At 41.4% G+C, this 20,851-nt stretch carries 21 protein-coding genes and 1 riboswitch; of the genes, 20 read left to right on the forward strand and 1 reads right to left on the reverse strand.

Annotated features, from left to right (window positions below):
- Positions 1–24 precede the first annotated feature (24 nt).
- The 18 genes from AAGD16_RS04470 (at position 25) to AAGD16_RS04555 (ending at position 18,469) form a co-directional block, all read left to right on the forward strand.
- Positions 25–930: a FliM/FliN family flagellar motor switch protein gene (locus AAGD16_RS04470; RefSeq protein ID WP_377113912.1), complete on the forward strand. Its 906-nt coding sequence runs from the start codon at positions 25–27 to the stop codon at positions 928–930.
- A gap of 3 nt (positions 931–933) precedes the next feature.
- The gene (locus AAGD16_RS04475; protein WP_010391185.1) at positions 934–1,266 is read left to right on the forward strand and encodes a FliM/FliN family flagellar motor switch protein; all 333 of its coding nucleotides are present in this window, start codon (positions 934–936) and stop codon (positions 1,264–1,266) included.
- 4 nt (positions 1,267–1,270) lie between these two features.
- Positions 1,271–2,023 (forward strand): flagellar type III secretion system pore protein FliP, encoded by a 753-nt coding sequence (gene fliP / locus AAGD16_RS04480; RefSeq protein ID WP_377113916.1) that lies wholly within the window; start codon positions 1,271–1,273, stop codon positions 2,021–2,023.
- Entirely contained in the window at positions 2,020–2,289 is a 270-nt protein-coding gene (locus AAGD16_RS04485; RefSeq protein ID WP_377113919.1) for a flagellar biosynthetic protein FliQ, read from the forward strand. Before fliP ends, AAGD16_RS04485 begins: the two co-directional genes overlap by 4 nt.
- Entirely contained in the window at positions 2,286–3,065 is a 780-nt protein-coding gene (fliR, locus tag AAGD16_RS04490; protein WP_377113922.1) for a flagellar biosynthetic protein FliR, read from the forward strand. The genes AAGD16_RS04485 and fliR overlap by 4 nt, the downstream gene beginning before the upstream one ends.
- Positions 3,066–3,069: 4 nt before the next feature.
- Complete coding sequence (gene flhB, locus AAGD16_RS04495; protein ID WP_028835453.1) at positions 3,070–4,200, forward strand: flagellar biosynthesis protein FlhB; 1,131 nt, start codon at positions 3,070–3,072, stop codon at positions 4,198–4,200.
- Positions 4,201–4,216: 16 nt separating this feature from the next.
- Complete coding sequence (flhA, locus tag AAGD16_RS04500; protein ID WP_138764138.1) at positions 4,217–6,292, forward strand: flagellar biosynthesis protein FlhA; 2,076 nt, start codon at positions 4,217–4,219, stop codon at positions 6,290–6,292.
- 139 nt (positions 6,293–6,431) lie between these two features.
- Positions 6,432–6,514, forward strand: a riboswitch (cyclic di-GMP riboswitch).
- 95 nt (positions 6,515–6,609) lie between these two features.
- Positions 6,610–7,482: an OmpA family protein gene (locus AAGD16_RS04505; RefSeq protein ID WP_028835452.1), complete on the forward strand. Its 873-nt coding sequence runs from the start codon at positions 6,610–6,612 to the stop codon at positions 7,480–7,482.
- Positions 7,483–7,502: 20 nt separating this feature from the next.
- Positions 7,503–8,816, forward strand: coding sequence for a sigma 54-interacting transcriptional regulator (locus AAGD16_RS04510; protein ID WP_377113927.1), 1,314 nt, complete (start codon positions 7,503–7,505; stop codon positions 8,814–8,816).
- A gap of 17 nt (positions 8,817–8,833) precedes the next feature.
- On the forward strand, positions 8,834–9,157 hold the full coding sequence (locus tag AAGD16_RS04515; RefSeq protein ID WP_010391195.1) for a flagellar hook-basal body complex protein FliE: 324 nt from the start codon (positions 8,834–8,836) through the stop codon (positions 9,155–9,157).
- An 8-nt stretch (positions 9,158–9,165) separates the two neighbouring features.
- Complete coding sequence (gene fliF / locus AAGD16_RS04520) at positions 9,166–10,893, forward strand: flagellar basal-body MS-ring/collar protein FliF (RefSeq protein ID WP_013464403.1); 1,728 nt, start codon at positions 9,166–9,168, stop codon at positions 10,891–10,893.
- Positions 10,874–11,893, forward strand: coding sequence for a FliG C-terminal domain-containing protein (locus tag AAGD16_RS04525; protein ID WP_028835449.1), 1,020 nt, complete (start codon positions 10,874–10,876; stop codon positions 11,891–11,893). The genes fliF and AAGD16_RS04525 overlap by 20 nt, the downstream gene beginning before the upstream one ends.
- 2 nt (positions 11,894–11,895) lie before the next feature.
- Positions 11,896–12,528: a FliH/SctL family protein gene (locus AAGD16_RS04530; RefSeq protein ID WP_368485415.1), complete on the forward strand. Its 633-nt coding sequence runs from the start codon at positions 11,896–11,898 to the stop codon at positions 12,526–12,528.
- Positions 12,521–13,870, forward strand: a complete 1,350-nt coding sequence (locus AAGD16_RS04535) for a FliI/YscN family ATPase (protein ID WP_368485416.1) — start codon at positions 12,521–12,523, stop codon at positions 13,868–13,870. Before AAGD16_RS04530 ends, AAGD16_RS04535 begins: the two co-directional genes overlap by 8 nt.
- On the forward strand, positions 13,863–14,279 hold the full coding sequence (locus AAGD16_RS04540; RefSeq protein WP_064663150.1) for a hypothetical protein: 417 nt from the start codon (positions 13,863–13,865) through the stop codon (positions 14,277–14,279). Before AAGD16_RS04535 ends, AAGD16_RS04540 begins: the two co-directional genes overlap by 8 nt.
- A gap of 48 nt (positions 14,280–14,327) precedes the next feature.
- The gene (gene hrpB, locus AAGD16_RS04545; RefSeq protein WP_368485418.1) at positions 14,328–16,754 is read left to right on the forward strand and encodes an ATP-dependent helicase HrpB; all 2,427 of its coding nucleotides are present in this window, start codon (positions 14,328–14,330) and stop codon (positions 16,752–16,754) included.
- 220 nt (positions 16,755–16,974) lie between these two features.
- Positions 16,975–17,526, forward strand: a complete 552-nt coding sequence (locus tag AAGD16_RS04550; protein WP_368485419.1) for a heme NO-binding domain-containing protein — start codon at positions 16,975–16,977, stop codon at positions 17,524–17,526.
- Positions 17,519–18,469, forward strand: coding sequence for a sensor histidine kinase (locus AAGD16_RS04555; RefSeq protein WP_377113934.1), 951 nt, complete (start codon positions 17,519–17,521; stop codon positions 18,467–18,469). The genes AAGD16_RS04550 and AAGD16_RS04555 overlap by 8 nt, the downstream gene beginning before the upstream one ends.
- 76 nt (positions 18,470–18,545) lie before the next feature.
- Here AAGD16_RS04555 and AAGD16_RS04560 read toward each other — a convergent pair whose 3' ends face one another.
- Positions 18,546–18,767: a hypothetical protein gene (locus tag AAGD16_RS04560; protein WP_008108632.1), complete on the reverse strand. Its 222-nt coding sequence runs from the start codon at positions 18,765–18,767 to the stop codon at positions 18,546–18,548.
- A gap of 191 nt (positions 18,768–18,958) precedes the next feature.
- Here AAGD16_RS04560 and AAGD16_RS04565 point away from each other — a divergent pair, with 191 nt between their 5' ends.
- Together AAGD16_RS04565 and AAGD16_RS04570 are read left to right on the forward strand one after the other, a co-directional pair.
- Positions 18,959–19,672 carry a DUF1499 domain-containing protein gene (locus AAGD16_RS04565; RefSeq protein WP_368485420.1) on the forward strand — a complete coding sequence of 238 codons (714 nt, stop codon included), beginning with the start codon at positions 18,959–18,961 and terminating at the stop codon, positions 19,670–19,672.
- Between the two features lie 119 nt (positions 19,673–19,791).
- The gene (locus AAGD16_RS04570) at positions 19,792–20,838 is read left to right on the forward strand and encodes an NAD(P)-dependent alcohol dehydrogenase (RefSeq protein ID WP_013464412.1); all 1,047 of its coding nucleotides are present in this window, start codon (positions 19,792–19,794) and stop codon (positions 20,836–20,838) included.
- The last annotated feature ends 13 nt before the right edge of the window (positions 20,839–20,851 follow it).

Genomic DNA, 20,851 nt, shown 5'->3' on the forward strand with positions numbered 1-20,851 from the left:
AAATGAATCAGGAAAAACAGTGGTATGAGTAAAACGTTAAACGCTAAAACAAAGCTAATTAAAGCGAAAAATTCTGAGCATATTACTCCATTTGCACTCACGCTTGAGCAAAGAGCATATGAACAAGCACAACAAAAAGCAGCGCACATAAACGTTAATATTCGTAAAACTTTGGAGTTAGAGCTAGCCCAATTATTTAACGACAGCCGCTTTGATGTAGAAATTTCGCCTTGTTCACATTCGGTTATTAACAGTTGGTTTAAAGAATCCCCAAGGATATTTCTTGCCTGTCCTTTATTCGCACCTACTCATGGTGAGGCCTATTTAGCGCTTGATTATCAAAGTGCATATAAAACAGCGGATTTATGTTTAGGTGGGCAATTTAATAATGTGAACAGCATAGAGCAAGTCTCTGATGAGGTGAATAACGAATTAAGCTCAACAGAAAGCCGTATTTGTGGCCGTTTATTACAACGCCAAGTACAAGGTATTCAGGGCTTATTATTTAGAGAACGCTCTGCGCTATTAGGTGAAATACAAAAATCGCATGCTTTACCAGAAGCATTGCAATATTTAGCTTTTAAAGTGCGGTTTATATTAGAAAGCCAAGTAATAAGTTGGTTTTTATGGCTACCAATTAGCTTTTTTTGCGCAGCCGATAGCGAGCAAGACCCAGCAAGTAGCGACACACTCAATACCGATATGTGGACACAGTTTGCAGTGCAAGGCCAAATTGAAATGGCGAAGAAAAAAGTCACATTAAAACAATTAAAAGCTTGTGTGGCCGGCGGTGTATTACCGATTGAGCTTAATGAAGCGGCGCTATTTAATCTAGGGCATAAGCAAATATTTAAAGGCCAAGTCGTTGAGCAAGAGGCTGGCTTAGCATTTCAAATCACACAATTATCAAACAATACAACGAGTAATTAAATTATGAACGAAAACCTTGATAGCGCCTTAGCGGGCTTAGAGCTGGATGCTTTTGATGGATTTGATGATAAATCTGCTAATAAAACGAACGAAGGCAATATGTCATTTTTTCAAGACGTTCCTTTGTTAGTGACTCTTGAAGTTGCAAGTACCGAAATTACCTTAGGCGAGCTTAGCCAAGCCAAAGAAGGCGATGTGCTTAAGCTAGACAAAGTAGCTGGTGAAGCGCTTGATGTAAAAGTGAATGGGGTATTTTTTGCTAAAGCAGAAGTGGTAATGGTTGAAGGGCAGTATGGTTTGAAATTTGCTCAAACAGATACCGCAAAGGATCAGTAAACAAATGAATAAACGCGTAATTTTTAAAGTTAGCTTACTGTTAATCATGTTGTTTTTACCAAGCTGGCTAAATGCAGAAGAACTTACGCTGTTTTCTCTAAAAGATACGGCCGACGGACAAGACTACAGCGTTAAACTGCAAATACTCTTACTAATGACGGTATTGAGTTTATTGCCTGCGCTACTGATGGTTTTAACGTCGTTTACCAGAATCATCATTGTATTGGCAATTTTGCGCCAAGCTATGGGGTTACAACAAAGCCCGCCGAATAAAATTTTAATTGGCATCTCACTGATGCTCACTATGTTGATTATGCGACCGGTTTGGCAAGATATTTATCAAAACGCGTATACGCCTTTTCAGCAGCAAACCATAGGATTAGAGGAAGCTTTACTCACCGCAGAAAAGCCTTTGCGTGCTTTTATGCTCAGACAAACTCGCGAAAGTGAATTACGCCAAGTGCTGCTAATTGCCAATGAGCCAACGACACTCACCGCCGAAGAAATTCCGTTTGAAGTGTTAATGCCTGCGTTTGTATTAAGTGAGCTTACTACCGCTTTTCAAATTGGCTTTATGTTGTTTATTCCTTTTTTAATTATTGACTTAGTGGTCAGTAGTGTATTGATGTCTATGGGTATGATGATGCTATCGCCGCTGATCATTAGTTTACCGTTTAAGCTCATGGTATTTGTACTTGCCGATGGCTGGTCAATGATAGCGGGTACACTGGCGGCTACATTTGGAATGTCACCATGACCCCAGAAATGTCGGTAGAGCTTATTTCAAGCGCAGTTTATACCATTATCAAGCTCATTTTAGTGCTTATTGTACCCGGATTATTGTTGGGTATTGTGGTCGCCATTATTCAAGGTGCTACTTCTATCCAAGAGCAAACTCTGACGTTTTTACCCCGTATGTTATTAACCTTGTTAATGGTGGTATTTGCAGGCCATTGGATGCTACAAATTTTGATTGATTGGTTTGATAAGCTCAAATTTATGTTACCTGGGGTATTTGATTGAGCTCATTACTCTCTTTAACGTCTACTGATTTAGTCAGCTGGATGGGCACGCTTTGGTGGCCATTTGTGCGTTTTTCTGCACTTTTATGGTCTATGCCGGTATTTGATAATCCGGCAGTAACGCCGCGCTCACGTATTTTAGTGTCTATGATGTTGGCTTTTTTAGTTGCTCCGCAGTTACCGCTAGCCCCTGCTATCGACTTATTTTCTTTGGATGCGGTCATTTTAACGTTCGAACAAATCATTTTTGGGGTGATGATGGGTCTATCACTGCGCATCTTGTTTGAAGTGATGGCGATGATAGGGCTGATTTTATCCATGCAAATGGGTTTGTCGATGGCGCTTGTTATGGACCCAGGCAGTGGTAATCAAGTTGCCCTGTTAGGGCAATTATTTTGGATTATGTGTGCCTTATTATTTTTTGCTGTTGATGGCCACCTGATAACTCTACAAGTTATGGTGGAGAGTTTTCATAGTTTTCCGATTGGGCGCAGTATTTATGAGTTTGATATTCAATCGATCATTATGCTATTTGCGTGGATGTTTTCCTCTGCTTTACTGCTTTCGCTACCAGGGATAGTCGCCATGTTATTGGTTAACTTAACCTTTGGTGTGGCAAGTAGAGCAGCGCCGTCATTGAATATTTTTGTATTGGGTTTTCCTATGTCGCTGTTGATGGGCTTTTTCTGTGTATTTATGACCTTAGAGTACACCGGAAGTGCGTTTTCAAGGCTAACGTATCATGTGCTAACAACCTTTGCACAGGCGATGAGGTAGCGGTATGTCTGAAAATAGCTCGCAAGAAAAAACAGAACAACCCACAGAGAAACGGCTAAAAAAAGCCAAAGAAGACGGCCAAGTTGCGCGCTCAAAAGAGCTTAACACCGCTATTTTATTAATGGTTAGTATTGCTGGGCTATTGTGGTTTGCCAATTTATTTTACAGCTTATTTGTTAACTTAATGAACAGCACCATGGTGCTGGATCACACAATTATAAATAACAAAAAAATGATGCCCATCGCATTGGGTGACGCCATTATGAATATGCTATCCACCCTTACGCCGTTTTTATTATTAAGCTTTTGCGCAATGTGGATCACTGGGTGTTTACCGGGTGGGTTTGTGTTTTCAAAAAAACTGGTCGCACTAAAAATGAGCAAGCTCAACCCATTAACCGGGTTAGGCAAAATGTTTGGTAAACAGTCGTTAGTTGAGCTGCTTAAATCGATATTAAAAATAACCTTACTGGCGATTTGCTTATATACCTTTTTAACCAAGCTGTGGATGCAGCTCATGGTATTACAAAACTTAGATATCAAAGTGGCGATAGGCCAAGGTATTGAACTGTTATTTTTATCGTTAATGATCACGGTAACTTTACTACTTTTTATTGCAGTTATTGATGTGCCTTTTCAGCAAAAACAGATTGCCGATAAAATAAAAATGACCCACCAAGAGGTAAAAGAAGAGCGTAAATCTTCTGACGGTAGCCCTGAAATTAAAAATAAAATTAGGCAAATACAGTATCAGCAATCAAACCGAAAAATTGAAGAGCGCGTTCCCACTGCCGATGTCATTGTCACCAATCCAACTCATTATGCTGTGGCAATAAAGTACAGTGAAGAGGCAGCTAAAGCCCCTTATGTTGTCGCCAAAGGCGTGGATGAAATGGCGCTGAGAATACGCGAAGTGGCCCGTATGAATAACAAAGAAATAATAGAAATCCCCGCATTAGCACGGGCTATTTATTTCTCGACCCGGGTCGACCAAGAAGTGCCCAACGGCTTATACAGCGCAGTTGCCTATGTACTGACCTATGTATTGCAACTAAAAGCATACAAGCAAGGACGTGGGCAAGCACCCGCAGCCTTACCTGAATTAACAATCCCTAAAAACTTACAGAAACCTTAGATGTTGGAGTTATAATTTGAACTGGCGCAGTTTTACTCAACCTTACACCGCTATTCCTATTTTGCTGTTAGCTGTTTTGTCGATGGTTATTTTGCCATTACCAGGATGGCTATTAGATGCATTATTCACTTTTAACATTGTATTGTCGGTGATTGTATTGTTAGTGGCGGTATCTACTAAAAAGCCGCTCGATTTTTCTGTATTTCCGACTATTTTGTTAGTCGCCACCTTGATGCGTTTAACACTAAACATTGCCTCAACACGTGTGGTATTGCTGCATGGCCATGAAGGCTCCGATGTGGCAGGTCGCGTTATCCAAGCGTTTGGTGAAGTGGTTATAGGCGGTAACTACGTCGTTGGTATTGTGGTGTTTGTTATTTTAATGGTGATTAACTTTGTGGTTATTACCAAAGGCGGTGAGCGTATTTCTGAGGTGGCTGCACGCTTTACTCTAGACGCTATGCCCGGTAAACAAATGGCAATTGACGCGGATTTAAATGCTGGATTAATTGGCCCTGAGCAAGCAAAAGAGCGACGCAGCACCATAGCCCAAGAGGCCGATTTTTATGGCTCTATGGATGGTGCCTCAAAGTTTGTGCGCGGTGATGCCATTGCCGGTTTAATTATTTTAGTGATTAACCTACTCGGTGGTGTATCAATAGGTGCTTTTCAACATGGTTTAAGTTTAGCCGAAGCGTTTCAACGTTTTGCCCTATTAACCATAGGTGATGGCTTAGTTGCACAAATCCCCTCGTTGCTGTTAGCCGTTGCTGCTGCAATTATTGTTACGCGAATGAACGATGAAGGTGATGTGAGTGAAGCAGTCGGTAAGCAGTTACTTGCCTCTCCGCGTGTTATTTTTACCGCCGCTTTAATCATGGTCACGCTTGGTATTGTGCCAGGGATGCCAACTGTCGCCTTTTTAGCATTTGCTGCGCCATTGTTTTATGTTGCTTGGCGATTGCAGCGCTCTCTCCCCGATAACTCCTTAATTGAAGCAGAGCAGATGACCGACACCATTTTAAGTGAGCAACAAGCTCACTTAGAGTGGGGAGATATTTCTCATGTTGATAAGCTGTCGGTTGAGCTTGGCTTTCGTTTGGTTTATTTAGCAGATAAAGACAAAGGGGAAGAGCTGGTAAAAACCTTAAGAGGTGTGCGTAAAAATCTCTCTGAACAACTTGGGTTTTTATTACCGGAGATCAGAATAAAAGATAACCTGAAACTAAATCCACAAGAATACAAAGTAAACTTAGCGGGTGTACCCGTTGCCAGTGCCAATGTGAATGCCAAAGAGTTACTGGCGTTAAATACCGGGGATGTATATGGCTCGCTAGATGGTGAAATAACCACCGACCCTGCTTATGGGCTTGAAGCTGTATGGATAAAAGATGACAGCAAAACCCAAGCGTTGAATATGGGCTACTCAGTGGTAGATTTAGGCACCATTATTGCCACACACACTGGTAAGGTGATCAAAGAGCATTTAGATGAGCTATTCAGTTATGAGGATGTACAAAAACTCAATGAGCGTTTAAAAGAGATTTCACCTAGCTTAGCGGAAACCTTCGAAAAAGCCTTACCCACTAACTTGCAGCTTAAAGTCATTCGTTTATTGCTTAAAGAGCACATTAGCATTAAAGATATTGTCACCATTGCAGGCACTTTAATTGACAGTGTTGAGGTAACTAAAGATCCTATTCTACTGGTTTCAGATGTGCGCTGTGCTTTGCAAAAAGTATTAGTAAAACAGGTAATGGGTAATCGTGATGAACTCAGTGCTTACAGCTTAGATGAAAAACTAGAAAGTACCTTACAAAGCTCACTCGACCAAGCGATGCAAGCAGGCAAAGTTGTACTGGATAGTTTTGCGGTTGACCCTAATTTACTAGGCCAATTTCAACGCACTATGCCACTGATTGTCGAAGATATGAAATCAAGAGGGGTAACACCTACATTAATTGTGGTGCCACAGTTACGACCCTTGCTGGCACGTTACGCCAAAACCTTTACTAAAGGCAGCTTAGTAGTTCTTTCTTATAATGAAATTCCAGATACCATTCGTGTTGATATACTCGGATCGTTGGGATAATTAGTTAGATTTCATCTATCAAATGAACTTAGCATGAATTTTGTAAGTAATATTTGCAATTAATCCTATTTAACTATAGTCTATTGTTTTTATTATACATAGTTACTAGTTTTTATGTTGGTAAAAAACAATGCATAAGTAAATTAAATGGCAAACTATGCGAAAGCATAGGACGCAAAGCTTCCAGTCTAAGGCAATCGCTACGATCGTGGGGTTACATTAACTTAGTGATATTAATTAATACCTTGTTTGTATTTGTTGTATTTCGCTATTCATTTAAAAAACTTAATTGTTCTCTAAACTTATACGGAATACTCATGAACGGATTTCCTAACATTATTAAATTTGCACTTCCTTGTGCATTATTTTTAACGCAATCAGGGCAGGCTGCAGAACAAAATCTGGTCCAAAGTTATGAAAACTCGACTTGGACTGTTAAGGGCGATTCTTTCGCTTGTTCGCTACAACAGCGCTTTGAAAATTATGCGTTGCTTGAAGTTAAAACCGTGCCAGCACAGCAGCAACAACTTGTGTTTACTTGGCTTTTAAAAGATAAGCCAATAACCCGCTTGCACGTTTCATCACGCAAAGCCGATTGGCAATCAGCAAATACAGTACTCACCCCACTTAACTTCACATCAACAGATATCGAAGACAATAAAGTGCAATTTTCAGCGGATGTAAGTGCTTTACTTCGTTTAATTAAGCAAGGTGGTTGGTTAGACACTTTAGTCAGCTTTAAAGATGAGCAGTTGCGCCTAACGTTTACCAATACCCATAGCGATGAAATAGTTGCAGATTATCAACAGTGTTTAAATAACCTTTCTCCGCTTTCTTGGGAGCAAGCACGTGATCATCAGTTACAGTTTGCCAGCGGGCAGCGCACGGTAACAGCTGAAAAAGACTTAAAATTTCTAAAGGATTTAGTGCGTTATATTTCTTTAGACAATCGCGTTAGTAAAGTACTTGTGGATGGCCACACCGATAATACAGGCTCGCCGCTATCTAATCGGCTGCTTTCAAAAGAAAGAGCGGATGACGTAGCTTCAAGACTCATTGAATTTGGTTTACCCAAAGACATGTTAGAAGTGAGAGCGCATGGTCAACGCTACCCCATTATTAAAAATTCAAAGCAGGGCGCATCGTCTAATCGCCGTGTTTTAGTTCGTCTTTTCAGACACTCAAGTTAATTGCATCGTAAGGGAATTATATGAGTCAAAGATACCTCTTATGGATCAGTGAACAACAGCCAACGCCTGAAATTCAGCAAGTTGTATTTGCCGAAAATTTTAAGTTTTTGCATACAAACTCTATCAGCGATGCGGTTAGTCACTGTCTTATTAGTAAACCGGAGCTCGTGTTTGTTGATGCTGATACTCAACAACTCGAGCTTGTTGAATTAGTAAAATTACTGCGCAAAACATGCCCAACCTCACAAATTGTTACTTTAGTGGATTCATCGCAAAGTGAAATTGCTTCAAAAACAATTAATACCGGTGGCGCTGTTGATTATCTCTTAAAACCTTTCTTTGCTGAACAGCTTAAAAAAACAATCAGAAACACTGATTCAATGAAGCATGGGTTTGAAGATTTAATCGCTGTTTCTACTAAATCACAGCAAGTATTACGTTTAGCCAACCGCGCTGCACATACCTCAGCAGGCGTGTTAATCACCGGCGAGTCTGGAACAGGTAAAGAGAAGCTCGCGCACTTTATTCATAAAGCTTCAGATCGCAAAGATAAGCCATTTATTGCAGTTAACTGTGCTGCTATCCCAGAAAATATGCTCGAAGCTATGTTATTTGGATTTAATAAAGGTGCGTTTACCGGCGCTGTAAATACCCAGCCAGGCAAATTTGAATTAGCCAATGGCGGTACTATTTTACTCGATGAAATTACTGAGCTGCCATTGGAACTTCAAGCTAAATTACTGCGCGTATTGCAAGAGCGCGAAGTTGAAAGACTGGGTAGTCATCAAAAAATCAATTTAGATATACGCATTATTGCCGCCTCCAACCGCGTACTGCGTGAACAGGTTGAGCAAGGCGCTTTTCGTGAAGACTTATTTTATCGTTTAGATGTATTACCACTTAGTTGGCCTGCACTTCGGGATCGTGTTGATGACATCATCCCATTGGCTTATCACTTTATCAAAAAATATGGCAACTCTGAGTTTCATATTAGTAAACAAGCAGAAGATGTGATGATTTGTTACAACTGGCCAGGGAATGTGCGTGAAATTGAAAACGTAATCCAACGCGCCTTAGTGATGGCCAGAGGGGCAGAGATTCAGGTTGAAGACTTAAATTTACCGCAATGCTCACCGGCGGCGGCAGCTTATTGTGCCACCCAGTTAAAAGAAAATAAAAAGCAGGCAGAATTTGATTACATATACAGTTTGTTGAGTCGATTTAAAGGGCATCGCACCCAAACAGCACAGGCGCTTGGGGTAACTACCCGAGCATTAAGATACAAAATTGCCGCAATGCGTGAATGCGGTATTGATATTGATGCAATTGCATAATTTGAAGGAAAAATAAAATGTCGCCAATTGAAAGTCAACAAATGATGCTGGGCAAAATGATGGACATGCAAAAAATTGCAGGTCCAGAAAGTATAGAGCCGGCTGCTATCAGTAATCAAAATGTAAATATTAGTGAAGATTTTAAGCATGTTATTCGCTCTATCAACGCCCAACAAAATATAGCTGGTGAGATGGTAAAAGCCGTTGATACCGGTGAAAGTGAAGACGTAGTAGGGGCGATGATTGCCAGTCAAAAAGCAGGGCTTAGTTTTTCTATGCTAATGGAAATGCGCAATAAAGTGCTCAATGGCATTGATGATGTCATGCGCATGTCACTGTAGAGGCTGATATGAAAGGAGAATTAGCAAAAGTACCTGAGCAAAATGAGAATAACCTAAAAGAAAGAGTGGTTAATCTCTCAAATAAATTAAATTTTGGTAGCTCAGGTGACAGAAGTGTCGCGACCATTGCTCTACTAGCGACATTAGTAGCGGCAACCATAGTCCTTATTTTATGGACATCGGCTAAAAACTACGTGCCGCTCTACGGTAACCAAGAAAGCTACGATAAAGCCAATATTTTAGAGATTTTAGATAAAGAGCAAATCACGTTTCGCATTGATACCGATAGCGGTAATATTTTGGTTCCTCAAGAAAAGCTGGCGGATGCACGTATTACGCTTGCAGCCAGAGGAATAAAAGCCTCTATGCCTGAGGGAATTGAAAATATTAGCGATAAAGTGTCTATGGGCACCAGTCAATTTATCGAATCTATGCAATACCAACATGCCTTAGAAGGTGAGCTGGCGCGCACCATTATTAACATGCAAGGTATTCGTAACGCGCGCGTACATTTAGCGGTACCTAAACGCAGCTTGTTTGTTGGTCGTACTGAGCAAAAAACCGCAGCGTCTGTGATGGTTGATTTAGCGCCAGGCCATGAGCTTAAACCGGAACAAGTTGAAGCCATTATTGCACTGATTATTGGCAGTGTGCCAGGGCTTGATTCTCGTTCTGTGTCGGTGGTGGATCAGCGCGGTAAATTACTCAGCGGCGACTTATTTGATACCACCCCAGTAGGCAAAGAAACCGATAAAAAACTCGCCTTTATCGAAAAAGTTGAGCGCAACATAGAGCAACGTGCCTCTATTATGTTGTTGCCCATTTTAGGCGAAGGCAATTTTAGAATTCAGGTTTCAAGTGATGTTGACTTTAGCGTGGTAGAAGAAACCCGTGAAATGGTTGACCCACAAAATGTATTAACACAAGAGTTTATTAAATCTGATAGCACCCTAGATCAGCTGGCGGCGGGCATTCCGGGTTCTTTAGCTAATGAGCCACCAGTGCCTAATGAACAAGCTGAAGATGAAAACAACGAGCGTACTTCACAACGAAGTGAGAGCAAGCGACAGTTTGAAAATGGCCGCTCAGTCACTCACACCCAATTTGAAGTAGGCCGAATTAAAAACATGAGCTTATCGGTACTTATTAATGAGCAAGTAGCAGGTACTGCTGATGGCTGGAGCGAAGAAAAGCTCGCTTCATTAGGTGAAATGGTAAAAAAAGCCACGGGGTTTAACGACGCACGCGGCGATCAATTCAACATAACTAGCTTTGCCTTTGTAGAACAAAAAATACTTGCCCCAGGTGAAGGCCTTGAGTGGTGGCAAATGCCAGAGCTTAAAGAGTATGCCCGTTATATTGTTGGCACTTTAATTAGTTTATTGCTGATTTTATTTGGCGTGCGTCCATTAGTTAATCACTTAATTAAAGGCAAAAGTAACGACGCAAACAACGCCATGGCAACCACAGATAATGAGGTTAAGTCAGTCTCTGCAACAGAAAGACAAAGTAGTCCGCTTGATGAAGCCATTAATGCGAAATCGCAAATAGAAAACTTAACTGCCAAAGAGGGCGCAAGCGAACATCAAAATATGTCGTTACCGCAAATAGGCAATGACTTTGAAGAACAGATAGCGCACATGCAGTTACTTGCTAATAAAGAAACCGAGCGTGTCACATCGGTAATAAAATATTGGGTAGAACAAGGAGTTGAAATTGAATCAAGAAAAGCTTGATAAAGGCTCACAATTACCGGCATTAGATCGTGCCGCTATTTTATTGCTAAGTATGGGCGAGGAAAACGCCGCCAGTGTTATTCGTAAATTAGGCCGCCGTGAAGTGCAGGCTATTTCTGAGCGTATGGCTAAAATTTCAAACGTTACTCAACATGATGTTGCAGGCACCTTGAGTGAATTTTTTGATTGCTACCGCAATGAAAGTGGCGTCAATGGCGCGTCGCGTGTGTATTTAGAGCGAGCACTTGATAAAGCCGTCGGCCGTAAGCTTGCCAAAACTATGCTTGATGATATTTATGGTGGTGCCATGAATGACGATTTACGTCGTTTAGAGTGGATCCCGCCAGAGCTTATTGTACGCTTTTTAGAGCAAGAACATGTGCAAATGCAAGCGCTGTTTTTGGCCTTTTTACCCCCAGAGCAAGCCTCAGCCATTATTGTACTGTTTCCAGAATCGAAGCATGATGATTTACTGTATCGAATTGCCAGTCTTCGTGAAGTGAGTGAACACGTTATTGATGATGTGCGCTTAACGCTTGAGTCGTGTATTGAATTTGTTGGTCGCCAAGTGGGCGCGCAGGTTAATGGTGTGGATAAAGCAGTTGAAATTATGAATCGTTATAACGGTAATAAGAGCCAAATTATCGAACTAATGAAAAAACATAACACTAACGTGGCTGATGAAATACAAGAAAAAATGTACGATTTTGACAGCTTAATTAAGCAAACAGACGAGACATTAACCTTGTTGCTTAATGACATTCCTGATGAGTTATGGACGATGTCATTAAAGGGTGTGAACAGTGAGTTTTTAGCGCGTGTTTTAGGTGCACTACCTAAACGTTTAGCGCAAGTGTACCAACAGCAAATAGACGGCTTAAGTGCACAACCACTGAGCAAAGTCATTGCCGCCAGAAAAGAAATTATGTCGATTGTCAGAGACATGAGCAAACAAGGTGATATTGAATATCGCTTATTTGAAGAAGAGACTGCAGGCTAGCTATGAGTCAAGTATTCAGGTTTCCCACTTTAAATAAAAATGAGCAACATCAAACGCTGCAAGAGCGTTTAGATGCTGCTCAGCGTGTTGGTTTACAGCAGGGCTATGAAAAAGGCCTTGCGCAAGGTGCTGCCAATAAGCAAAGTGAATTAGAGCAGCAAATGGAGCAACAAATAGAGTTGCGTGTTGCTGAGTGTCTTGAAGCGCAAAAAACACAGCTTATTGAACGTTTTAACACTTTATTCGACAAAGCGAATAACGAACTACTTAACTTTAATGATGAGTTTAAACAAGACATTGCCTTGATGATAAGCACGTTAGCAGAGCACGTTATTGACTGCGAGCTAAAAGTACGCCCCGAAATACGCGCGCAGCTTATTGAAAAAGCCATTACCTTGCTTAGCAATCGTGATGTAGTAACAAAAGTTATGATCTCAGGGGCTGATCGCCACTGCTTTAATGATGCGCGTTTAGCTGAATTTTCGGTGCCGATTTACTTTGATGAGGCTCTGATCAGTGGAGACGTTGAACTGGTGGCAGAGCAACAAACACATCGGTTTTCTTTTTCAGAGCGCCTACAAAGCTTACTGGGTGAAGTGATACCTGAAATACTCAAAGCGCAGCCACATGACTAACCCCCTACACACTAGTTTAAAATCTGCGCTGACAGCGCTAACCCCGCCTGAATTAGTTAAAAGCTATGGTCGTTTAACACGAGTCAATGGTTTAACACTTACCGCGACGGGTGGGCAATTCGCTATGGGCGAAAAGTACCAAGTTGAGAGTGTTGACGGTCACTGGTATGACGCTGAAGTTGTGTGTTTTAATCAAGATGAAGCCTATTTAATGCCCTTGAAAAAAATACAAAATTTATATTCTGGTGGGCGAGTCAGACCAGTTATAAAAAACAGCCATGTGGCTATTTCAGAAAAGTTATTGGGGCGAGTAATTGATGCGCAAATGCAACCCATTGATAACCTAGGGCCACTTGAACAAGACAGCACAATGGGTGCTTGTAAATTGAGTAACGATTATTCTTTAACGCCACTGGAGCGCAAAGGCGTTACCGAGCCGTTAGATGTGGGTATTCGCGCTATTAATAGCCTATTTAGTGTGGGTAAAGGCCAGCGGTTAGGGTTATTTGCAGGTTCGGGTGTGGGTAAAAGTAAATTACTTGGCATGATGACCCGCTTTACCTCGGCCGATGTAGTCATTGTAAGCCTAGTCGGTGAGCGTGGTTGGGAAGTAAAAGATTTTATTGAGCAAAGCTTAGGTAAAGAAGGGTTAAAAAAGGCTATTGTGATTGCATCACCGGCGGACGATTCTCCCTTATTGCGTATTAAAGCCGCCGAGCTTAGTCATAAACTGGCGGCCTATTTTAGAGATAAAAACTCAAATGTATTGCTATTAATGGACTCATTAACCCGCTATGCGCAAGCACAGCGTGAAATTGGCCTATCGGTAGGCGAGCTGCCCGCATCTAAAGGGTACCCGCCATCGGTATTTAGTAAATTAACCCAGTTGGTCGAAAGCTCAGGTAATAGTGAAAAAAGTAAAGGCAGCATGACCGCCATTTATACGGTATTGGCTGAGGGGGATGATCAACAAGACCCAATTGCCGATAATGCCAGAGCAATCCTTGATGGTCACATAGTTTTAGATCGCACCTTAGCAGAAAAGGGCCACTATCCGGCCATTAATATTGGTTCATCGATTAGTCGAGTGATGCCAAATATAGTGAGTGATGAGCAGCTAAGCTTTTGTTATAAATTGAAAAAACTTTATAGCCGCTATATGCAAGTACATGAGCTTATACCTTTAGGGGCGTATCAGGCAGGTAAAGACCCGGAACTCGACAGTGCGGTAAATTTGTATCCACAAATCGAATCATTTCTATGCCAAGGATTGAACGAACAAGTGGATTTCTCACAGTCAGTGAATCAGTTAAATGCAGTGATGGGTGAACTGAATGCTTAATAAATTTTTAGGATTACAACAACAAAAATTAGATAAAATGCTGGCCGAGCAAACTCAATTACAACAAAGAAGTAACTTAGAGCAGCAGCGACTATCGCAGCTACAGCAGCACATAAACAGTATGGATAAAAACCAGCAAATGAGCTCGGCGCTAAGCTTACAAAATTTATCAGGGATGAAGCGTATTTTGTCTGGTTTGTCAGCGCAGCAACAAGCGCGGATTCATGATTCACAGCAAGATGAATTACGTCAACAGCAAGCTTGTTTTAAGCAAATGAGCTTTACCAAAGGCATAGAAGGGATAGTAAGCAACAGGCACCGTGCTTTTCAAAGCCAAGCGCAGCAACAAGAAGCTAAAGTTTTAGATGAAATGATAAGCCAAGCACATAGTCGTACCCTACATAAATAACTGCTAATTTTTGCTACAATGGCGACAAAGTAATTTAGGGTAAATAGCGTGCTGCCGGTTCAAGAAATATATAACTCACTCATTGATGCATTAAAAGCCAACCCAATCACCTTACTGCAAGCGCCGCCTGGTGCAGGTAAATCAACGTGGTTGCCATTACAGCTTATGCGCGATGGGCCTTATAAACACATAGTGATGTTGGAGCCTCGGCGCTTAGCTGCACGTAATATTGCCAATTATTTAGCGCATTGCCAAAACGAAACGCTGGGGCAAAGTGTCGGTTTACGGATGCGAGGTGAGAGTAAAGTAAGCGTACACACGCGCCTTGAAATAGTCACCGAAGGCATGCTGACACGCATGTTACAAAATGACCCTGAACTCAGTGATGTTGATTTACTGATTTTTGATGAGTTTCATGAGCGCTCTATCGCAGCAGATACCGCGCTGGCTTTTGCTTTAGAATCGCAAGCGGCGCTACGTGAAGATTTAACCATTATGCTGATGTCGGCCACCCTCGATAGCGATCGTTATACCGCATTTTTTAATTGCCCAGTTATTCAGTCAAGCGGGCGAAGTTACCCGATTGACGAAATATATTGCCCAATAAAAGATGAAAGCCGCTGGCTTGATGCCATCCCCGCTATTATAAAACAAGCACTCAATGAGCAAACCGGCAGTGCGCTGGTATTTTTACCCGGCCAACGAGAAATACTGCGCGTGCAACAAGCATTGAGCGACTTACCTAGTAACTGCCTAGTCGCCACTTTATTTGGTGAGCAAGATAAAGCCAATCAACAAGCTGCAATAGCACCTGCGCCTCAAGGGATGCGAAAAGTAGTACTGACCACCAATGTTGCCGAAACCAGCTTAACCATTGAAGGCATTCGAATTGTGATTGATAGCGGCAAGCGCCGTGCAGCCAGCTTTAATTTAAAAACCGGTGTAACTGAGCTGACGACTCAAAGTATATCTCGTTCATCGGCAGTACAACGCGCAGGGCGTGCAGGACGAATAGAACCAGGGGTTGTGTATCGTTTAGGTTCAAAACAAACTTTTGAGCGACGAAACAGCCACGATAACCCTGATATTTTGACCTCAGATATTAGCCAACTGATGCTTGAGGCGAAGCAGTGGGGCGCAAGCATTAGTGAACTCACCTTACTTGACCCGCCGAGTGAGCAACAATGCAACCAAGCTACCAATTTATTATCTATGCTTGAAGCGATAGATAGCCACGGTAAGCTCACCGCACTGGGGAGTAAAATGTTGGGCTTTGGTGCCGATATTCGCCTAGCGCACATGTTATTAAAAGCGCAAATGCTAGAACCACAGTTAAGTGGGATTTATCGCTTAGCTATTTATTTAGTCGCCTTACTAGAAAGCCGAGTTAGCACTGCCAATGAGCTCAACCTAGCACTGCATAGTCAACAGCAGCGTCCGCATCCTGTGTTTAAGCAACAATTAAATTATTGGTTAAAACGCTTAAAATTTACCGACAGCAAAACAGATTTAAACACCGATCATTTAAGCTTATTAGTGTCGCTTGCCTACCCAGATCGCATCGCTAAAAAACGCGGTAATGGCTACTTACTTGCTAATGGCGCAGGGGCCGAGCTAAACCCTGACTACTGGCATAATGACGAATATATAGCTATTGCCAGTATGGGCGGACACAAAGGCGGGCGAGTTTTTGCGGCCACGGCGCTAAATCCATTAGCGCTTAAAGAGTATTTACCGCATTTATTCACTGAGTTGACCCGCTGCGAGTTTGATGAAAAAGCTGCTAGGTTTATTCATCAAGATGAAGTAAAACTTGGAGAAATTACCCTTAGCAGCCAACCAAGTAAACATAAGCTTGATAAAACAGAGCGTGCCAAGGCATGGCTTAGTGTGTTTGCCAAGCAGGGCTTTTCACTGTTTAACGAGCAAAAAGAAAGTGAGCAGTTACTTATTAGAATGTGCCTAGCCAGCAAATTGATGCCAGAACAGTTTCCTGTTATTAATCAGCAGCAGCTCATTGAAACAGCAGGTGATTGGTTAGGGGTATACCTTGAAGATATTAAAACCCTTGAGCAACTTAAAAAGTTTAATTATTTTGAGGCACTACAAAACTGTTTTAATTGGCAACAGCAAAGCGAGCTAAAATCTTTACTCCCACTGCGACTAACAGTACCAAGTGGCTCTAACATAAAAATTGAATACCAACTTGATGGACCTGCCAAGCTTAGTGTGCGCATGCAAGAGGTATATGGTTTAACCAGTACACCTATGCTAGCTAACGGTAAATTAGCATTGCTAATGGAGTTGTTATCGCCAGGCAAGCGTTCACTACAGTTAACCCAAGACTTAGCACATTTTTGGAATAGTAGTTACCGCGAGGTACAAAAAGAGATGAAAGGGCGCTACCCCAAGCACTTTTGGCCAGACGATCCTGCCAATAGCGTTGCCACCAATAGAGTAAAAAGCAGAATGTGATCACGCTTCCTTAATGTCACTTAATGTTAAACGTTGACCATACAAATAACGAACATTTTTGGGCGTTTTACAAGCGACTAAACTATTATTACTTTAATGCTGATATTTTACTGGGTAAGACTTATTACCCTAGTGTACATATGAGCAGTAAGGTAGCGAGCGTTTGTAACTAATTGAAGATGCAGCTAACAATCTAAAAGTGATAATAGAGGGAACATGCATGAAAGGCGTTATCTTTAGAGGGCTTGAGGCACTGGTTATTGAAAAACGTGGCATGGCAGCATGGGACGACTTACTTGAAAAAAATGCACCGGAGGGTCGTGTTTATATTTCTGCAGAAAGTTATCCAGATGAAGAAATAGTTGGTTTAGCACAAGATGTAGCAACTGCACTTTCTATGTCTATGCCAGAGGTATTAAAGGCCTTTGGAGAGTATTTATTTTCTCACTTAAAGGCACGTCATCCAAGCATTGTTGCTAACTTTAATTGTTTTGCTGATCTCATTATTGGTATTGATAAAGTAATTCATGTTGAAGTAGCTAAGCTTTATCATGAGCCTAATTTACCTGAAATTGACGCCCAAATTATTGAAGACGGGTTTATTTTAATGCGTTACAACTCTAAGCGACAGCTTTGTATGTGCGCCGAAGGGCTTATTTTTGGTGCTGCGGCTCATTATGGGGTTGATGCTAAACTTAATCATGCCCAGTGTATGCATGATGGGTTTGATTCGTGTTTAATTGAAATAAAATATGAGACTCCCCATGGCTGAAGACGACTACAATTATAAAAAAGCGTATTTGCGCGAAAAATCAGCCAGAGATCAATTAGAAACCCTACTAGAAGACAAAACACGGGCATTGTTTATTGTTAATCAAGAGCTGGAAGAAAAGCTCGAAACGGTTAAAAACCAACAAATAACCTTAATGCAAAGTGAAAAAATGGCCACGCTAGGGACACTCTCTGCTGGGATGGCCCACGAAAAAAATAACCCGCTTGCTTACATAACCAGCAATGTAGAAAGTATAAAATTTATAAAGCCCGTGTTGGTTTCGTTAATGACGGCGGCTCAACAATTTGTAGATAAATCGATTTCAGTATCGCAGTTAGAGTCTATTTTAGTTCAGCTCAATCAAGAAAACGATTTAAGCTTTATTGTGGACGATATTGATGACTTAGTTGATGATACCCAAGAGGGATTAGAACGTATCGCTCATATTGTTAATAACCTTGTTGACTTTGCAAGCCTAAAAGACAACGTAACTGCAATGGCAGATATTACAGAATCACTCAATAGCACACTAAAACTACTCGACAACCAGCTAGGGACATGTGCTATAGAGTTACACATTGAAAAGTTACCTCTAACACGGTGTAATATATCATCGATGAAACAAGTGTTTGTAAACTTATTAATTAATGCCAAACACGCCTGCGACGATTTGCGCGATCAGCAAGGAAAAATAAGTGTTAAGCTGTTTGCCAATGAAAACAATATTTACATAGAGGTGGCAGATAACGGCTGTGGAATGGACGCTGATACACTTAAACAAATGTTCGATCCCTTCTTTACCACTAAACCCGTAGGCCAAGGCACTGGTATGGGAATGGCTATAGTTTACAATGTACTTAAAGAGCACAATGGCACTATAGAGGTTGAAAGTAAAGTGGGTATGGGGTCTTTAATACGTTGTGTAATACCTATTGCTACATAACTTTGTAAGCTTAAAGTTTACAATGCAGGCATGGCTACAAAGTGTGTTGTGGCTATTGAGCGTAGGTATAAGTATCTTAACTCGATACTTCTTGTCCGCCGTGTTGCTCGGCTAAATCATCAAGTTCGGCAACCGTATAATCAAATCCGCTTTCATCATATTCGTAGCTTACTTTAACGCTGTCGCCGCCATTAAAAAGACGTGTTTTTACGTCATTGACTGGCCAATCTTTTAATTCGTGTAAAAAACGGTTTGCAACTTGGGATGATTCAAATCGATAACTAATCTCTGTCTTCATAAATAATAATACCCTGATAATTTTACCCCCGTAGTTTGTTGATTTTTACCAAGGAGTCAAGTTATCTACTTTAAAAGGGCAATAAATTATGACTTTATAGATACTTATCGGTCATAGTAATCTAAATTGGAGTGTTAACAGTATAAAGCTGTTTAAAAAACAATAACCATATAACAATAACGGAGTAGGCAATGAAACATTTAGTGACCTTAGTTGGGCTTATCGCTTTTTTAATGGTGGTACTACCGGGACCCCTTTATAAATTTAATATGGTTGAGTTAGGTACTGCCTTTGCTGGTTTTAGATTAGGCGTTTATGTTGGTGGGGCAGCATTAGCCTTATTATTAGTTCAAGTGCTATTCATGCGTAAAACAGTGAGCCTAACCAGTGCAGTGGTCACGGTTATTTTTGCAGCTGTTGCGATTGCAATGCCGATTAACATGATGAATACAGCAAAAAGTGTTCCGCCAATTCATGATATTTCTACCGATTTAATTAACCCACCTAAGTTTGTTGCGGTTGTGCCTTTGCGTGCAGATTCGCCAAACCCGGTTGCTTACGCGGGTGAAGAAACGGCAGCGCAGCAACGTAAAGCGTACCCAGAGCTAAAACCGCTCGAGTACAACCAAACCCAAACAGAGCTGGTGGCAGCAATCACTAAAGCAATGGAAAACTTAGGCTGGGAACTGGTTAATAGTGATGTTAATAATGGCATTGTTGAAGCAACAGACACCACAACATGGTTTGGTTTTAAAGACGATGTTGTGGTTCGTATTAACGATAAAGGCAGTAAACGCGTGGTCGATATACGCAGTAAATCACGCATTGGTAAAAGTGATTTAGGTAAAAATGCGCAGCGTATTAAAACACTGATTGACGAGTTAAATGCCGTTGTTGTGGAATAATTGATAACAGAAAAACAGCCCTGCACTTTGCGGGGCTATTTGCAGTTGCACATGATCAGCTTATGTTCATAGCTGACAGTGTATACTGTGTATGATTTTTAATAAACTATGGAGTTATTATGAAAACAGTCGGATATGCAGCAAAAAGCCAAGGTTCTGAGCTTACAGAGTTTTCTTTTGAGCGCCGCGATTTACGAAATAACGATGTAGCAATAGAAATTTTATATTGTGGTGTGTGCCATTCAGACTTACACGCAGTGCGTAACGACTGGGGGGGTAGTAATTACCCATTAGTTCCTGGGCACGAAATTGTAGGTAAAGTAATATCAGTCGGTAGTGATGTAAAAAAATACAAACAAGGCGATACCGTTGCCGTAGGGTGTATGGTTGACTCCTGCCAAAGCTGTGACCAATGTGATAATCACGAAGAGCAATTTTGTCGTGAAGGCATGGTCGGTACTTACAGCGGGACCGATAGAGTTAACGGCGAAATGACTCAAGGTGGTTACTCTAAACACGTTGTAGTACGTGAAGAGTTTGTATTATCAGTGCCTGAAAACTTAGAATTATCGCGCGTGGCACCGTTACTTTGCGCCGGTATTACTACTTATTCACCGTTACATAAATGGGGTGTAAAAACAGGTAGCCGTGTTGCAGTGGTAGGCCTTGGTGGATTAGGTCATATGGCGGTTAAAAATGCAGTAGCAATGGGTGCAACCGTTACTGTTATTGGTCGTACAGAGTCTAAAAAAGAAGATGCAATAAAGCTCGGCGCACAGCATTATTTAGTATCAAACAATGATGATGAAATGAAAAATGCGCAGTCAGCGTTTGATGTCATTATTGATACCGTGCCTGTAAAGCATGACTTATCAATTTACACACCACTACTTGATATCGATGGTACCTTGGTTATTGTTGGCCAAGTAGGCCCAGTAGATGAGCTAAACACAGTTCCTCTTTTAATGGGTCGTCGTCGTGTGGCTGGTTCGTTAATTGGCGGCATTGCAGAAACACAGCAAATGCTTGATTTTTGTGGTGAGCACAACGTACTGCCAGAGTGTGAAATGATCAACATAGACGAAATTAACACCGCTTATGAGCGTATGGAACGCTCTGATGTGCGATACCGTTTTGTTATTGATATGTCATCTATTAGCGTTTAATACGCTAAAGAGT

It is taken from the genome of Pseudoalteromonas sp. M58 (genome assembly GCF_042604605.1).
Taxonomy (GTDB): domain Bacteria; phylum Pseudomonadota; class Gammaproteobacteria; order Enterobacterales; family Alteromonadaceae; genus Pseudoalteromonas; species Pseudoalteromonas tetraodonis.

Excerpts from the sequence above, each read along its gene's own strand:
- flhB (WP_028835453.1), top strand. The coding sequence starts at position 3,070 with ATGTCTGAAAATAGCTCGCAAGAAAAAACAGAACAACCCACAGAGAAA.
- AAGD16_RS04485 (WP_377113919.1), top strand. The coding sequence starts at position 2,020 with ATGACCCCAGAAATGTCGGTAGAGCTTATTTCAAGCGCAGTTTATACC.
- AAGD16_RS04510 (WP_377113927.1), top strand. The coding sequence starts at position 7,503 with ATGAGTCAAAGATACCTCTTATGGATCAGTGAACAACAGCCAACGCCT.
- AAGD16_RS04550 (WP_368485419.1), top strand. The coding sequence starts at position 16,975 with ATGAAAGGCGTTATCTTTAGAGGGCTTGAGGCACTGGTTATTGAAAAA.
- AAGD16_RS04555 (WP_377113934.1), top strand. The coding sequence starts at position 17,519 with ATGGCTGAAGACGACTACAATTATAAAAAAGCGTATTTGCGCGAAAAA.
- AAGD16_RS04470 (WP_377113912.1), top strand. The coding sequence starts at position 25 with ATGAGTAAAACGTTAAACGCTAAAACAAAGCTAATTAAAGCGAAAAAT.
- AAGD16_RS04540 (WP_064663150.1), top strand. The coding sequence starts at position 13,863 with ATGCTTAATAAATTTTTAGGATTACAACAACAAAAATTAGATAAAATG.
- AAGD16_RS04530 (WP_368485415.1), top strand. The coding sequence starts at position 11,896 with ATGAGTCAAGTATTCAGGTTTCCCACTTTAAATAAAAATGAGCAACAT.
- AAGD16_RS04565 (WP_368485420.1), top strand. The coding sequence starts at position 18,959 with ATGAAACATTTAGTGACCTTAGTTGGGCTTATCGCTTTTTTAATGGTG.
- fliF (WP_013464403.1), top strand. The coding sequence starts at position 9,166 with ATGAAAGGAGAATTAGCAAAAGTACCTGAGCAAAATGAGAATAACCTA.
- AAGD16_RS04515 (WP_010391195.1), top strand. The coding sequence starts at position 8,834 with ATGTCGCCAATTGAAAGTCAACAAATGATGCTGGGCAAAATGATGGAC.
- AAGD16_RS04505 (WP_028835452.1), top strand. The coding sequence starts at position 6,610 with ATGAACGGATTTCCTAACATTATTAAATTTGCACTTCCTTGTGCATTA.
- AAGD16_RS04560 (WP_008108632.1), bottom strand. The coding sequence starts at position 18,767 with ATGAAGACAGAGATTAGTTATCGATTTGAATCATCCCAAGTTGCAAAC.
- fliP (WP_377113916.1), top strand. The coding sequence starts at position 1,271 with ATGAATAAACGCGTAATTTTTAAAGTTAGCTTACTGTTAATCATGTTG.
- AAGD16_RS04535 (WP_368485416.1), top strand. The coding sequence starts at position 12,521 with ATGACTAACCCCCTACACACTAGTTTAAAATCTGCGCTGACAGCGCTA.
- AAGD16_RS04475 (WP_010391185.1), top strand. The coding sequence starts at position 934 with ATGAACGAAAACCTTGATAGCGCCTTAGCGGGCTTAGAGCTGGATGCT.
- AAGD16_RS04570 (WP_013464412.1), top strand. The coding sequence starts at position 19,792 with ATGAAAACAGTCGGATATGCAGCAAAAAGCCAAGGTTCTGAGCTTACA.